Genomic DNA, 14,984 nt, shown 5'->3' with positions numbered 1-14,984 from the left:
TATTAAGAGAATTAAATTCGTTTTATGAAATCAACCAAATCGTTTGTTTACGGCGTATTATTAGCTGTTTTGGGGATTATACTATTTTCCTCAAAGGCCGTCATGGTGAAATTGGCCTACAATTATAATATAGATGCTTTAAGTGTGTTGTTGCTGCGTATGTTGTTTTCTTTCCCTTTTTATGTGGTGGTAGCTTTATGGTACCGAAAAAGGCCTAATAATGCCTCTGTGGGCCAGAAGGATTATATATGGTTGTTTTTATTTGGTTTTTTGGGGTACTATTTGTCGAGTTATTTCGATTTTATGGGGCTCGTCTATTTAAAAGCGAGTTTAGAACGAATCATTTTGTTTTTGTATCCTACCATAGTGCTTTTGTTTAATAGATTTTTTCTTAAAAAGCCCATAAGCAGATTGCAGATTTTGGCCATTGCTATAACATATTTTGGAGTGGTTATTACTTTTTGGGGAGAGGTTGTTGTTTCAGGTTCTAAAACTTATCTGGGTGGTTTGTTTATTTTGTTATGTGCTATTTCTTATGCGGCATATATCTCAGGTACAGGATGGTTGGTGCCTAAATTCGGGGTGGCGAAATTCACTTCTTATGTCATGATTGTGTCCTGTTTATGCGTTTTTGTGCATTTCGGAATCATGTCTGAAGCAAGCATCTTAGGATACCCGTGGCAGGTTTATTTGTTAGGGTTTTTAATAGCGATTTTTGCAACTGTTATTCCATCTTATTTAGTTTCGGAAGCTATTAAAAGAATCAATTCATCGAATTTTGCCGTTGTAGCAGGTATTGGGCCTATTTCAACTATAATTTTAGCTGCTATTTTCCTAAATGAGCACTTAACGGTTATGCAATTATTAGGCGCGATAATTGTGATTGTTGGAATATTTTTGGTGTCGTATAAGAAGCATAAAAGCCTGTAATTTAATGTTCTTAACAAAAGAAGGTGAATATTGTTAATTACTTTGTGTGATGGCTATTTCTTTTTTTTATCGGGTTGTGTTATATTAGCATCCAATCACTAATATTTTCTGAAAAAATTTTATGACGGAACAAACTAATTATACCGAAGATAATATACGTTCGTTAGACTGGAAAGAGCATATCCGCATGCGGCCAGGGATGTATATTGGTAAATTAGGGGATGGTTCGTCTCCCGATGATGGTATTTACATTCTACTTAAAGAGGTTTTGGATAACTCTATCGATGAGTTTGTTATGGGGGCTGGTAAAACCATTGAGATTTCTATTCAAGGAACCAAAGTGATTGTTAGAGATTATGGTCGAGGCATTCCTTTAGGAAAAGTGGTCGATGTAGTGTCTAAAATGAACACTGGAGGAAAGTATGATTCTAAAGCATTTAAAAAATCAGTTGGATTAAATGGGGTGGGTACCAAAGCGGTAAATGCCTTGTCTAATTATTTTAGAGTAGAGTCTACACGGGATGGTAAATCGGCATCAGCGGAGTTCGAGCAAGGAAATTTGATCAATCAGGAAATTCTTGAAGAAACGACACGTCGCAAAGGTACTAAGGTCTCGTTTGTTCCAGACGAAACCATCTTTAAGAATTATAAATATCGAAGCGAGTATGTCGTTAAAATGCTAAAAAACTATGTGTACCTTAATCCGGGATTAACCATTGTTTTTAACGGAGAAAAGTTTTTTAGTGAGCACGGTTTAAAAGATTTGTTGAGTGAAACTATAAATGAATCAGACCGACTGTATCCAATTATACACCTTCGTGGTGATGATATTGAGATTGCTTTAACACACAGTAAGACGCAATATAGTGAGGAGTATCATTCCTTTGTTAATGGACAAAACACCACACAAGGAGGGACGCATTTAAATGCGTTCAGAGAAGCCTTGGTGAAAACGGTTCGCGAATTCTATGGAAAAAACTACGATGCATCCGATATTCGTAAATCTGTGGCCAGTGCCATAGCTATAAAGGTAATGGAACCTGTATTTGAGAGTCAGACTAAAACGAAATTAGGTTCAACCGATATGGGTGGTGATTTACCAACGGTAAGAACGTATATAAACGATTTTGTAAAGACCTATCTAGATAATTTTTTACATAAAAATCCGGAAACAGCCGAAAAATTACAGCGTAAAATTTTACAGGCCGAACGTGAGCGTAAGGAATTATCGGGTATAAGAAAATTAGCGAGAGATCGTGCAAAGAAAGCTAGTTTACATAATAAAAAATTACGCGATTGTCGTGTGCATTTTGGAGATACTAAAAACGAACGTAACTTAGAAACGACCTTGTTTATTACCGAGGGAGATTCGGCGTCTGGTAGTATCACGAAGTCAAGAGATGTGAATACTCAGGCGGTTTTTAGTTTAAAGGGAAAACCATTGAATTCCTATGGACTAAGTAAAAAAATTGTTTACGAAAATGAAGAATTCAATTTATTACAAGCGGCGCTAAATATAGAAGAGTCTTTAGAAGACCTACGATACAATAATGTTGTTATAGCAACTGATGCCGATGTGGATGGTATGCATATACGATTGTTGCTAATAACATTCTTTCTGCAGTTTTTCCCAGAGCTTATTAAAGAAGGACATTTGTATATTTTACAAACCCCTTTATTTAGGGTAAGGAATAAAAAGGAGACTATTTATTGTTATTCTGAAGAAGAACGGGTAAATGCGATTGAAAAATTAAAGCCAAAACCTGAAATTACTCGATTTAAAGGATTAGGTGAAATTTCTCCGGATGAATTTAAACACTTTATAGGTGACGATATTCGTTTAGATCCGGTCATGTTAGACGATCATATGTCAATAGAAGAATTATTGTCTTTTTATATGGGTAAAAATACCCAAACCAGACAGGAATTTATTATCGATAATTTAAAGGTAGAATTGGATATTATTGAATAATACGTGTTTATATTGTTAAATCAAAACTATTTCTTCGTTAAAATGAGAATATGTTGATAAAATTGCGTTAAAATAGAAACAAGATATTGCAGTTTAGGTGTAATTTTGTATTACGAAAAGATTATAAATCCCTGTGTTAAAAAACAGGTAAAAAACCTAAACAAGATGTTATATATAAAAGACAAAAAAGAAACAAAAAAAAGAAGATCATACGACTATTTACACACTAATGTAACTGGTGAAGAAGTTCATAGAAAAGTTAAAATAGAAGGTAGGGTGCTTCTAAATGGTAAACCTAAATTAAATTAAAATAATTAATGATTGAGGAAGGCGATGATTTAAATAATAAACAAGACGAACCAAAAGAAACTATCACCCGTGTAACGGGAATGTATAAAGATTGGTTTCTGGATTATGCTTCTTACGTTATTCTAGAACGCGCCGTCCCTGCCATTGAAGACGGGTTTAAACCGGTACAACGACGCATCATGCATTCTATGAAAGATTTGGATGATGGTCGCTACAACAAAGTCGCTAATATTGTCGGTCATACTATGCAATATCATCCGCATGGAGATGCTAGTATTGCCGATGCTATGGTTCAGATAGGCCAAAAAGACCTTTTAATTGATACCCAAGGAAACTGGGGAAATATCCTTACGGGTGATAGTGCTGCTGCATCGCGTTACATTGAGGCCCGATTATCTAAATTTGCCTTAGATGTAGTTTACAATCCTAAGATTACTGAATGGCAAGCATCTTATGATGGTCGCCGCAAGGAGCCTGTTAACTTACCAGTAATGTTCCCGCTGTTATTAGCGCAAGGTGGAGAAGGAATTGCTGTAGGGCTTTCAACAAAAATATTACCACATAATTTTATTGAATTAATTGATGCTTCAGTAAAGCATCTACAGGGAAAACGCTTTACCCTGGTTCCTGATTTTCCAACAGGAGGAATCGCTGATTTTTCTAATTATAATGATGGATTACGCGGTGGACGTGTGCGGGTACGAGCTAAAATTTCTCAGTTAGATAAAAATACTCTTGTAATAACCGAATTGCCTTTCGGAACAACAACGTCTTCATTGATTGATTCCGTTTTAAAAGCAAACGATAAAGGTAAGATTAAGGTTAAAAAAATTGAAGATAATACAGCGGCAGAAGTTGAAATATTAGTACATCTGCCTTCGGGGTTATCACCAGATAAAACCATTGATGCCTTATATGCCTTTACGAGTTGTGAATCTTCAATTTCGCCTTTGGGTTGTGTTATTGAAGATAATAAGCCATTGTTTGTTGGGGTTTCCGAGATGTTACGTCGCAGTACCGATAATACGGTGCAGTTACTAAAGCAAGAGCTTGAAATTAGATTAGGTGAATTTGAAGAACAGTGGCATTTTGCGTCGTTAGAGCGCATTTTTATTGAAAATAGAATTTATCGTGATATTGAAGAAGAAGAAACCTGGGAAGGTGTTATTCAAGCTATAGATAAAGGATTGCAACCTTACGTGGAGCATTTAAAACGTGCTGTTACAGAAGAAGATATTGTGCGCTTAACAGAAATTCGAATTAAACGCATATCGAAATTCGATATTGATAAAGCACAGCAAAAAATTGAAGCCTTAGAAGAGGAGATTGCTAAGGTAAAACATCATTTAGCCAATCTTATTGATTATGCTATAGCATATTTCAAACGTTTAAAAGAAGAATATGGAAAAGGGCGCGAACGTAAGACAGAAATTCGCGTATTCGATGATGTCGATGCTACCAAAGTTGTTATTCGAAATACCAAACTTTATGTAAATCGGGAAGAAGGTTTCGTGGGTACTTCATTACGACGTGATGAGTATGTGGGTGATTGTAGTGATATTGATGATATTATTGTATTTACCAAAACAGGTAAAATGATGGTAACAAAAGTGGATTCTAAAACTTTTGTAGGTAAGGATATCATTCATGTGGCTGTATTTAAAAAGAAAGATAAACGTACCATTTATAACCTCATTTATCGCGATGGTAAAGGTGGGGCTTCCTATATAAAACGATTTGCCGTTACAAGTGTAACCCGTGATAGGGAATATGATTTAACCAACGGTAATAAATCTTCGGCAGTGTTGTATTTTTCTGCAAACCCTAATGGAGAGGCGGAAGTGGTAAATATTTTGTTGCGTCAGGCAGGAAGCATTAAAAAGCTTAAATGGGATATAGATTTTGCCGATATATTAATTAAAGGGCGTAACTCTAAAGGGAATTTGGTTACCAAATATGCCATTAAAAAAGTCGAATTAAAAGAGAAAGGGGTTTCTACCTTAAAGCCTAGAAAAATATGGTTCGATGAAACCGTGCAGCGTTTAAATGTTGATGGCCGAGGTGAATTAATTGGTGAATTTAGAGGTGAAGATCGAATACTAATAATTAATCAAAAAGGAATTGCTAAAACCATAATACCTGAAATAACGACTCATTTTGATAACAATATGGTTATTATGGAGAAATGGTTGCCAAATAAACCTATTTCTGCTATTTATTATAATGGAGAAAAGGACCTTTATTATGTGAAGCGTTTTTTAATAGAGAACGAATCGAAAGAAGAATTGTTTATTTCTGAACATGAAGGATCTCATTTGGAGATTGTTTCTACCGATTGGAAGCCACGTGCTGAAGTTGAGTTTGTTAAAGAGCGAGGTAAAGATCGCAAAGATAACTTGGAAATAAATTTAGAAGAATTTATTTCAGTGAAAGGTATTAATGCACTAGGAAATCAGTTAACAAAAGATAAAGTTAAGCAGATAAGTCTTTTAGAATCGCTTCCGTTTGAAGCGCCTGAAGAAGTTCATGCAGACGACCTGGATGTTGTTGACGAGGAAACTGTTCAAGGTGATCATGAAACAGAATCTACCAATAATACTGAAGATGATGGTGAAGGACAAACAACTCTTTTTTAATAAGAGTTGTTTGTAATATCGGTATCAGTAAGAGTCTTTAAAAAGGCTACTATACTTTTTTGTTCTTCGATAGTTAAATTTAATTCATCGAAGGGTAGTGTTTGATGAACCATATCAAAACCTAAGCCTTTACCGCCACCTTTATTATAAAAATCAATAACCTCCTCTAATGTATTATAGACACCATTATGCATGTAAGGAGTGGGAACAGATAGGTTACGACGGTTGATCTTTAAATTGTTAACTTTTATTGAGTTGTCTTTGGATTTTTTTAATGGCCGTTTCTATGGTTTTATCAGGTTCTATAATATTATATTTTCCCCAAAATTCGGGATCTCTAAATCCGGAAACCTTATCGGTTAGAATGGTGTTGGGGCGAATAATATTTTGTCTAATATCAGCTAATTTTGTATTGGAAACTTCCCAGTCGGTAACGGCCATTTCACTATTAAGAGTATATGTACTATTAAATAGTTTTCCTTTCCAGTTTACTTTAAAAGTAAGCAGTATATTGCTGTAAGAATAATACCATTTGCCGTTCTGAGTTCTGTAGTTCACGCGATAATTGGCTTCGGTAGGATATACATCAACCTTTTTAGGTTTCTTGCGAACATACATTCGACTTGATAATTCTTTGTTTTCAACATTTAGGCTGAAAACTGCACTGGTAAGGGCTAAAGTTTTAGCGTCTATATATAGTTTACCATAGAACAGTGGCGCCTGAATATGAGGTTTTTGTTTAAAATTAATAACATATATGAGGTTGTTGTCGTTCCGGGTTGATTTATCGTAGCTAAAATTATAAAGAGGAATATCTTCTTCTGTAAAAATGTATTCCGGGTACTTAATAATGTCAGTATATAAATTACTAAAAGGTCCACCTTGTAGTTTTAAGGCTATGGTATCTAAACGGTCATAATTGGTGTTTTTTCTGGCTTTTATTAAGTTAATGGCATCTTGTCTCGTACTATTATATGGGCGTTTATGAATTTGTACAATAGCTTCCGAAAGGGATGCATTTTTACGTCTTTTTTTTATGGTTTCTCTGTAAAACGCCGTCATAACCGTATGGTCGTTATTGTAAATAGAATGTTTGTTTTTTAAACATTCTATAAATAAAGCCTTAGCATCTTTTAGTGCGGTAATCTCAACAGGTTGCAATTGGGTTAAAATAGGGTCAAGTTCTATTTTATAATTTCTTCCAATAGACGAAATAGGAATGAATTTTTTTCCGTAACCCAATCTTGAAATGGTTATATTTTTTTCTGAATAGGAAATAGGAATTTTTAAAATAAATTCTCCATCAGAATTGGATACCGTACTAATATTAGATCCGTTAATAACGAGATCCGAGAACATCAAGGGTTCATGAGTTTCGGCATCAATAACGAGGCCAGTAATTTCTTTAACGGCTTCTTCACCTTGAGCATAACTCATGAAGGTCCCTAATGTTAAGGAAACGCAGATGGTTAGTAGGTTTATAAAATGTTTTGTTTTCATGACCAAAAATCTTGTGGGAGAATCAGCTATAATTTACGAAAAAATGGAATGAAGTCATAATTTTTTTAATTGAAATTGATGTAATGTGTTGTGATTTATGTGGTTATGTGTTTGTGGTTTGAATTGTTAATAATTTGAAACACATAAGTTGTAATTAAACTCTTAACGAAATTTTTAGATTTTAAAATCTTATTAACTGTATATTTACACCCTCATAAGTTTGTAAAAATAATTATGACTGTAAGCGGAATTTCATTTAAAAAAACAGGTTACTTTTCATCACTGATTTGTGATTATTTAGATGAGAACCCGCAATTGTCAGCGCTTTATAATCGGTATCCTAATATTGAGAACTTCAAGTTTCAAATTGAAGAGAAAATAAATGCTCATTATTTAAATGAGGACCATAGGGCTGTACTAGTATCTGTTTTAAAAGATCAATATTCCGCAATTGACACTTCAGAAGAAACGCTTGATAATATTGAAAGTTTACAATCGGGAACTACGTTTACAATCACAACAGGGCATCAATTAAACTTATTTACCGGCCCCCTTTATTTTCTTTATAAAATTGTTTCTGCTATTAATCTAGCAAAGGAATTAAAAACCAAATATCCGGAATATAATTTTGTTCCGGTATATTGGATGGCGACAGAAGATCATGATTTCGAGGAAATTAATTACTTTAATTTTAAGGGTAAAAAGATTCATTGGAATAAGGCAGCCAGTGGACCCGTAGGTGAATTAAATACAGAAGGTTTAGAGGAGGTTTTCCAATTGTTTAAGCAGGAACTTGGTGGTAGTACAAATGCCGAAACTTTAAAAAACCTTTTTAAAAAATCCTATTTAAACCATAATAATCTGGCCGATGCAACAAGAGTATTGGCTAATGAACTGTTTAAGGATTATGGCTTGGTTATTATTGATGCTAATGAAGCCCGGTTAAAGAAATTATTTTTACCGTTCATGCAAGATGAATTGTTTAATCAGATTTCTTTTGAACATGTAAGCGCTACTAATGAGGTTATAAATAATTTACCAGATCAACCCTATGGCATACAGGTAAATCCAAGAGAGATAAACTTATTTTATATAGCAGATAATATTCGAGAACGTATTGTTTTTGAAAACAATCAGTATCGAGTTTTAAATACGGATCTTGTTTGGAGTTCTTCTGAAATAAAGGAAATTTTGAAGAAGCATCCAGAGCAATTTTCACCAAACGTAATTATGCGTCCATTGTATCAGGAGGTTATTTTACCCAACCTTTGTTATATAGGTGGGGGTGGTGAGTTAGCTTATTGGTTTCAATTAAAAGCTTTATTTGAAGCTGTTAATATACCGTTTCCTATACTGCTGCTAAGAAATTCTGTATTAATAAGTTCTGAGAAACAGCAGAATAAGCTTGAGAAGTTAAATATTTCCAATGAAGATATTTTTCTAAAACGGGATGCTTTAATTAATAAAAAGGTACGTGAAATATCGAATATAGATATCGATTTCTCAGAACAAAAGTTGTATTTAAAACAACAATTCGAAAATTTGTACCTATTGGCAGAACAAACCGATAGGTCTTTTGTCGGAGCAGTAAAAGCTCAAGAAACAAAACAAATTAAAGGACTAGAAAACTTAGAAAAACGTTTGTTGAAAGCACAAAAGCGTAAGCTTAAAGATCAGGTTTCTAGAATGACCGATATACAAAATCAACTATTCCCAAATCAAGGGTTGCAGGAACGCAATACCAATTTTTCTGAATTTTATTTAGAGTATGGCACGGAGCTTATACCACAACTTATAAAAAATCTTAACCCTTTAAAAAAAGAATTTATACTTTTAAATTTATAGTCAAGCATGCATAAAATTGATATGGAGCTTGTAGAAATGACCTTAGACGTCATGAAATATTCTATTGATAGAATTTCATCTACAAACACGAAAATTGGAAAGCCTAAAAAGGCAGAGGAATTAAAGGCATTAGTTGGAGAAACGATTACTGAAGATGGTATTGGAGGTGAGATGGCTTTTAATTTGTGGAAGAAGCATTTAAATAAGGCAAATGTGCCTGCCGATCACCCTAGGCATTTAGCTTTTGTTCCAGCATCACCAACCAGAGCAGCGGTTATGTTCGATTTAGTAACATCGGCCTCTAGTATTCATGGAGCTTATTGGATGGAAGGTGCCGGTGGTATTTTTTGTGAGAACGAAGCCATGCGTTGGATGGTGTCGTTAACCGGTTTGCCAGAAGGAGCCTTTGGAGTTTTTACTAGTGGTGGTACAGCGGCTAACCTTTCGGCTATAGTTGCTGCCAGAGAGAATTGGCGTCGTCTTGATGAAGCACATCAAAAAGAAAAAGGATTAATTATAACCTCCATCGGAGCGCATTCGTCAATTAAAGCCATGGCTAAAGTGGCTGATATTGATGTGCTTTTAGTTGATACTGAAGATCGTTTAGAAACGCCTGAGTTAGAAGAAACTCTTAAACAATTAACGCCTCAACAGCGTCAGCGTTTATTTGCTATTGTGGCTACTGGAGGAACTACCAATGCTGGGATTGTTGATGATTTAGATGGTATTGCAAACATTTGTGAAAGAGAAAATCTTTGGTTTCATGTCGATGCTGCTTATGGAGGAGGTGCCTTGTTAGCCGATTCTGTTAGACATTTATTTAATGGTATTGAAAAGGCTGATAGTATAACCATCGATCCACATAAATGGTTGTTCTCACCTTACGATTGTGGGGCGGTAATCTATAAAAACCCGGAATTGGCAAAAAAAGCACATTCTCAGGAAGGCTCTTACCTGGATATTTTTAAAGATGAAGGCGCTCACGGATTTAATCCTACCGATTACCAAATACAATTAACAAGACGTGTTAGAGGGTTGCCTTTATGGTTCTCGTTAGCAATGCACGGAACTAATAAATATAAGGAAGCTGTTGAGCGTGGTATTGAATTAGCGCATAAAGCAGCCGAAATGATTGAGGCACGCCCCTATGTAGAGTTGGTTCGAGAGCCTGGATTATCTTGTGTGCTTTACAGAAGAATAGGGTGGAAACCTGAAGATTATACACATTGGACATACGAAAACCACAGAAAAGGGTTTGCCTTGGTAACACCTACTAAATGGAAAACTGGTGACAGTTTTGAGACGGTTTCGCGTTTTTGTTTTATTAACCCAGATACATTAGAGGAAGATATCGAACAGATTTTAGACTCTATGGCTTAGAAATAAATTAAAAAAAGGAGCACGAAATTCGTCATTCTAAAATCAATTATTATTTTTGCGCATGCAACACGATAAGGTACTAATATTAGACTTCGGATCGCAATATACACAACTTATTGCTCGTCGAGTTAGGGAACTCAACATATACTCCGAAATACATCCATTTAACAAAATTCCAACCGATTTAGATAGCTACAAGGCTGTAATACTTTCTGGTAGTCCGAACTCTGTAAGAGGAGAAGACGCTTTACATCCAGATTTATCAGGTATTAGAGGGGTAAAGCCCTTGTTAGCTGTGTGTTACGGTGCTCAGTATTTAGCGCATTTTTCAGGAGGTGAAGTGGCTCCTTCAAATACCAGAGAGTATGGAAGAGCTAATTTGTCTTTTATAAAAGGTAATGAGCCGTTTTTTGCACATATCCACACAGGAAGTCAAGTTTGGATGAGTCATAGTGATACCATTAAAAAGTTACCTGAAAATGGGGTTTTAATTGCGAGTACGCATGATGTAGAGAATGCGGCTTACAGAATTAATGGTGAAGAAACTTATGCTATTCAATTTCATCCAGAGGTATATCATTCTACAGATGGAAAACAGTTATTGGAGAACTTTTTAGTGAGTATTGCAGGTGTTAATCAGGATTGGACCCCAGATTCATTTGTTGAAGAAACGGTAGAAGCTATTAAAGAGAAAGTAGGAAATGATAAAGTTGTTTTAGGACTTTCAGGAGGTGTAGATTCTACGGTAGCAGCCGTTCTTCTTAATAAAGCAATAGGAGAGAATCTTTACTGTATTTTTGTGAATAATGGTTTATTGCGTAAAAATGAATTTGAAAGCGTTCTAAATCAATATAAAGGTATGGGGCTTAACGTAAAAGGTGTTGATGCTTCAGAGCGTTTTCTTGCTGCTTTAGCGGGAATAGAAGATCCTGAGAAAAAACGTAAAGCTATTGGTAATGCCTTTATCGAAGTTTTCGATGATGAAGCTCATAAATTAACGGATGTTAAATGGTTAGCACAGGGAACTATTTACCCGGACGTTATCGAGAGTGTATCTGCTACTGGAGGGCCATCGGCAACGATTAAGAGTCATCATAATGTGGGTGGTTTACCAGATTTTATGAAGCTTAAAATTGTTGAACCATTGCGAGCTATCTTTAAAGATGAAGTAAGACGTGTAGGTGCAACATTGGGTATTGATCCTGAATTATTAGGACGCCACCCATTCCCTGGACCAGGACTAGGAATTCGTATTTTGGGCGATATCACCGCAGAAAAAGTGCGTATCCTTCAAGAGGTAGATGCCATTTTTATTAATGGTTTAAAATCTTGGGGTTTATACGATAAGGTGTGGCAAGCTGGTGCTATGTTACTGCCTGTTAATAGTGTTGGTGTTATGGGTGATGAGCGTACATATGAAAAATGTGTGGCTCTTAGAGCTGTAGAAAGTACTGATGGTATGACGGCTGATTGGGTTAATTTACCGTATGAGTTTTTACAAAAAACATCAAATGAAATTATAAATAAAGTTAAAGGTGTGAATAGAGTCGTATATGATATAAGTTCTAAACCGCCTGCAACTATAGAGTGGGAATAGTATTCCGTTATAACGTCCGTTGTGATGTTAAATAAATTATATTGTTTTGAATAGTCTTTTTGCTAGGCGTCTATCGTATATTAAAAGGAAAATCGAAATAATATTTATCATATGAACTTTATCTTTTCTATTTTTGGCATATTATATGTTATAGAAAAGGTAAAGTTTCTTTTTAAGTAGTATGAGGTATTTCATCTATTTAAACCAGTAAAAATATATTCAATGATTAAATTCTTTTCAGTTTTAAGTTTCATTCTATTATTTAGTTTAAATACATTACAAGCACAAAATTTTAGTACGCATCAGGTAAAAAAAGGTGAGACGATTGAAAGTATAGCAAAAAAATATTTTGTAACGAAATCTCAGCTTTATAAACTGAATCCAGATGCTAAAAGGAATTTAAAACCACATACTATTTTAATTATTCCAATTTCTGAAGCTAAACCTCCAAAAGTTACTGTTACCAGAGAATTACAAAGTTTCAGAGAACATAAAGTTAATAGAAGAGAAACCCTGTATAGTTTATCAAAGGAATATAATGTCACTACCGAAGAGTTAAAGAAGTATAATAAATTCCTGTATGCTAATACATTGCGTAAAGGGGATGTACTTCAAATTCCAGTGTTTAAAACGGTTGAAACGATTGTAGAAGTTCCCGAAACAAAATTATATACAGTACAACCTAAGGAAGGTAAATGGCGTATTGCATATAAATATGGTTTAACGGTTAATGAATTAGAAGAATTAAATCCTGAAATGGGAGACACCTTACAGGTTGGACAGGAAATTAAGGTGCCTAATATTGAAAAGATAGAAGAAAAACAACTAGATTCTAAGTATAGCTATTATAGGGTATTGCCCAAGGAAGGCTTTTACCGTTTAAAATTGAAGCTGGGCCTAGAACAGGAAGTGTTAGAAAATTTAAATCCAGAATTAAAGGATAGTGGACTTAAAGAAGGTATGATTTTAAAGATTCCTTACACCCAATCAGGGTTAGGAAGTTTGTCGGTAGACCCAGAAAAAATTAATTTAGCTTCAAAAATTACAGATTTTAATACCAAACATATTGCGGTTATGTTACCGTTTCGTGTGAATCGCGTAAATTTCGATTCAATATCAGGAACAAAACAAAGTATTAAGAAAGATCCTTATTTGAATGCCTCACTAGATTTTTATTCAGGGGTGTTGGTGGCTATTGATTCTCTTAAAAAAATAGGGGTGTCTTTAAAAGTGGACGTATATGATACACAGCACCAGGTGAGCGAAGTTATTAAAATCATGAACGATAATAACTTTGAAGATGTCGATGCTGTTATTGGCCCGTTAACTGCAACGACGTTCGATAAGGTAGCTACCTCTCTTAAGGAATATAATGTGCCGGTTTTTTCTCCAATAGGAACTGATTTAAAATTACATGATAATGTATTTCAGACGAAGCCTTCAGATGACTTATTGAAAACTAAAATTTTAAATTACATCAAAACAGATACTATTACTAGAAATATTGTTATCATATCAGATTCTAAAAATCAATCACGTGCTAACGATATAAAACGTGAATTTAATTATGCTAAGTTGGTACATTCAAGAAAAGATAAGGAAGGTCGTGAAGCTAATTATGTTATGGTAGATGATATTCGAGAGGTTTTGGTACCTGGTGAAAATTTGGTGTTTTTAGAAACTCAGAATGCCGGATTCGCTTCGAATGTTACTAGTATTTTGGCGTCATTAATTCAAAAGGAAGATGAAGAAAAGGAATTAGAAGAAATTAAAATTGAATTGGCAACGACTCATTTTAATTCCGCTTTTGAAGGTGATGATATTTCGAATGAACATTTATCTCGTTTAAAATTTAAATTTGCTACAGGAGCTAAATCATATAATGATTCCGAAAATAATAGTTTTATAAAAACTTACGAGTCTATATATCATATTACGCCAGATAAAAGTGCGGTTAAAGGGTTTGATTTAACTATGGATGTTGTACTTCGCCTAGTAACTTCAGAAGATTTATATATGTCGGTAAATCAAAGCCCGTTAACTGAATATGTAGAAAATAAGTTTGGGTATAAAAAGGAGTTGTTCGGAGGGTACTATAATAGCTCGGTGTATTTAGTACAATATAATGACTTAAGAATTGAAGAAATAAAACTATAATAATCCTGTAATATTTTTTTAATTGCTTCCAGATAAGAAATTCTTAATAGATTTAGCGCATGCCAGAATGCCTTTTGGTAAATATAAAGACCGGTATTTAATTGATTTGCCTGAGTATTATGTGGTATGGTATCATCAAAAGGGTTTTCCAAAGGGAAAATTGGGCGATATGCTTTCGCAGGTCTATGAAATTAAATTAAACGGTCTTGAGGATTTAATACGAAATATTAAACGGCAGTATCCTAAGTAAAATAGTTTTGTTTCTTAATCTATAGTACATTAAATGTTCTTTAGTATTAGTTCATTTTTAAAAATCCAGTTAGGAAATTGCGGTCTATTAATTTTTGGCTAATTATCATGTTGTTGTTAGAGAACTTCAATTCTAATCCCAGGCAATAATTTAATTACAAGTTTATCTTTCTTACGGTAATATTCGAAATCAAATTTATTTTAATTTTCAGCATTTTCGAGAGTCATGCTTAAAAAGTTAATTATCTCGGCTAGAGGGATCGTTAATTTAATGCTTGTTTGTTAAATATTGGTAATATAGGGTGTTAAGCTGTTGTAATGTATTGGGTTTTAATAATAATTAAAATTTAACTATTTAATTTTTGAGAAATTTTGATTTTTATATGGGTTTGTTTTTACGAATTAATAC

At 34.2% G+C, this 14,984-nt stretch carries 9 protein-coding genes and 1 pseudogene; 8 read left to right on the top strand and 2 right to left on the bottom strand.

Annotated features, from left to right (window positions below):
• Window positions 1–24 precede the first annotated feature (24 nt).
• From H611_RS0102100 to H611_RS0102085, 3 genes are all read left to right on the top strand, one after another.
• Complete coding sequence (locus H611_RS0102100; protein ID WP_027136791.1) at window positions 25–930, top strand: DMT family transporter; 906 nt, start codon at window positions 25–27, stop codon at window positions 928–930.
• Between the two features lie 121 nt (window positions 931–1,051).
• On the top strand, window positions 1,052–2,902 hold the full coding sequence (locus H611_RS0102095; RefSeq protein ID WP_027136790.1) for a DNA topoisomerase IV subunit B: 1,851 nt from the start codon (window positions 1,052–1,054) through the stop codon (window positions 2,900–2,902).
• 317 nt (window positions 2,903–3,219) lie between these two features.
• Window positions 3,220–5,847 carry a DNA gyrase/topoisomerase IV subunit A gene (locus tag H611_RS0102085; RefSeq protein ID WP_027136788.1) on the top strand — a complete coding sequence of 876 codons (2,628 nt, stop codon included), beginning with the start codon at window positions 3,220–3,222 and terminating at the stop codon, window positions 5,845–5,847.
• Here the strand turns inward: H611_RS0102085 and H611_RS0102080 are convergent.
• Window positions 5,844–6,068: pseudogene (locus H611_RS0102080) on the bottom strand (cytochrome-c peroxidase); the annotation flags it as partial. The gene H611_RS0102085 and the pseudogene H611_RS0102080 sit on opposite strands and share 4 nt — an antisense overlap.
• A 19-nt stretch (window positions 6,069–6,087) precedes the next feature.
• Entirely contained in the window at window positions 6,088–7,347 is a 1,260-nt protein-coding gene (locus H611_RS0102075) for a carboxypeptidase-like regulatory domain-containing protein (RefSeq protein WP_027136786.1), read from the bottom strand.
• Window positions 7,348–7,581: 234 nt separating this feature from the next.
• On the opposite strand from H611_RS0102075, the gene bshC reads away from it, so the two are divergent.
• The 5 genes from bshC to H611_RS0102050 all read left to right on the top strand — a co-directional run bounded on the left by bshC (window position 7,582) and on the right by H611_RS0102050 (window position 14,576).
• Window positions 7,582–9,192: a bacillithiol biosynthesis cysteine-adding enzyme BshC gene (gene bshC / locus H611_RS0102070; RefSeq protein ID WP_027136785.1), complete on the top strand. Its 1,611-nt coding sequence runs from the start codon at window positions 7,582–7,584 to the stop codon at window positions 9,190–9,192.
• Between the two features lie 6 nt (window positions 9,193–9,198).
• On the top strand, window positions 9,199–10,572 hold the full coding sequence (locus tag H611_RS0102065; RefSeq protein ID WP_027136784.1) for a pyridoxal phosphate-dependent decarboxylase family protein: 1,374 nt from the start codon (window positions 9,199–9,201) through the stop codon (window positions 10,570–10,572).
• A gap of 61 nt (window positions 10,573–10,633) precedes the next feature.
• Entirely contained in the window at window positions 10,634–12,169 is a 1,536-nt protein-coding gene (guaA, locus tag H611_RS0102060) for a glutamine-hydrolyzing GMP synthase (protein WP_027136783.1), read from the top strand.
• Between the two features lie 222 nt (window positions 12,170–12,391).
• Window positions 12,392–14,326 carry a PBP1 and LysM peptidoglycan-binding domain-containing protein gene (locus tag H611_RS0102055; RefSeq protein ID WP_027136782.1) on the top strand — a complete coding sequence of 645 codons (1,935 nt, stop codon included), beginning with the start codon at window positions 12,392–12,394 and terminating at the stop codon, window positions 14,324–14,326.
• Window positions 14,327–14,348: 22 nt separating this feature from the next.
• The gene (locus H611_RS0102050; protein ID WP_027136781.1) at window positions 14,349–14,576 is read left to right on the top strand and encodes a DUF3820 family protein; all 228 of its coding nucleotides are present in this window, start codon (window positions 14,349–14,351) and stop codon (window positions 14,574–14,576) included.
• Window positions 14,577–14,984: the final 408 nt, after the last annotated feature.

It is taken from the genome of Gaetbulibacter saemankumensis DSM 17032 (assembly GCF_000425645.1).
In the GTDB taxonomy this organism is placed as follows: domain Bacteria; phylum Bacteroidota; class Bacteroidia; order Flavobacteriales; family Flavobacteriaceae; genus Gaetbulibacter; species Gaetbulibacter saemankumensis.
This window is presented reverse-complemented; position numbering and strand designations above follow the sequence as displayed.

Bases quoted from the DNA above. Each gene is read 5' to 3' on its own strand.
- H611_RS0102100 (WP_027136791.1), top strand. From the start codon at position 25: ATGAAATCAACCAAATCGTTTGTTTACGGCGTATTATTAGCTGTTTTG.
- H611_RS0102095 (WP_027136790.1), top strand. From the start codon at position 1,052: ATGACGGAACAAACTAATTATACCGAAGATAATATACGTTCGTTAGAC.
- H611_RS0102085 (WP_027136788.1), top strand. From the start codon at position 3,220: ATGATTGAGGAAGGCGATGATTTAAATAATAAACAAGACGAACCAAAA.
- H611_RS0102075 (WP_027136786.1), bottom strand. From the start codon at position 7,347: ATGAAAACAAAACATTTTATAAACCTACTAACCATCTGCGTTTCCTTA.
- bshC (WP_027136785.1), top strand. From the start codon at position 7,582: ATGACTGTAAGCGGAATTTCATTTAAAAAAACAGGTTACTTTTCATCA.
- H611_RS0102065 (WP_027136784.1), top strand. From the start codon at position 9,199: ATGCATAAAATTGATATGGAGCTTGTAGAAATGACCTTAGACGTCATG.
- guaA (WP_027136783.1), top strand. From the start codon at position 10,634: ATGCAACACGATAAGGTACTAATATTAGACTTCGGATCGCAATATACA.
- H611_RS0102055 (WP_027136782.1), top strand. From the start codon at position 12,392: ATGATTAAATTCTTTTCAGTTTTAAGTTTCATTCTATTATTTAGTTTA.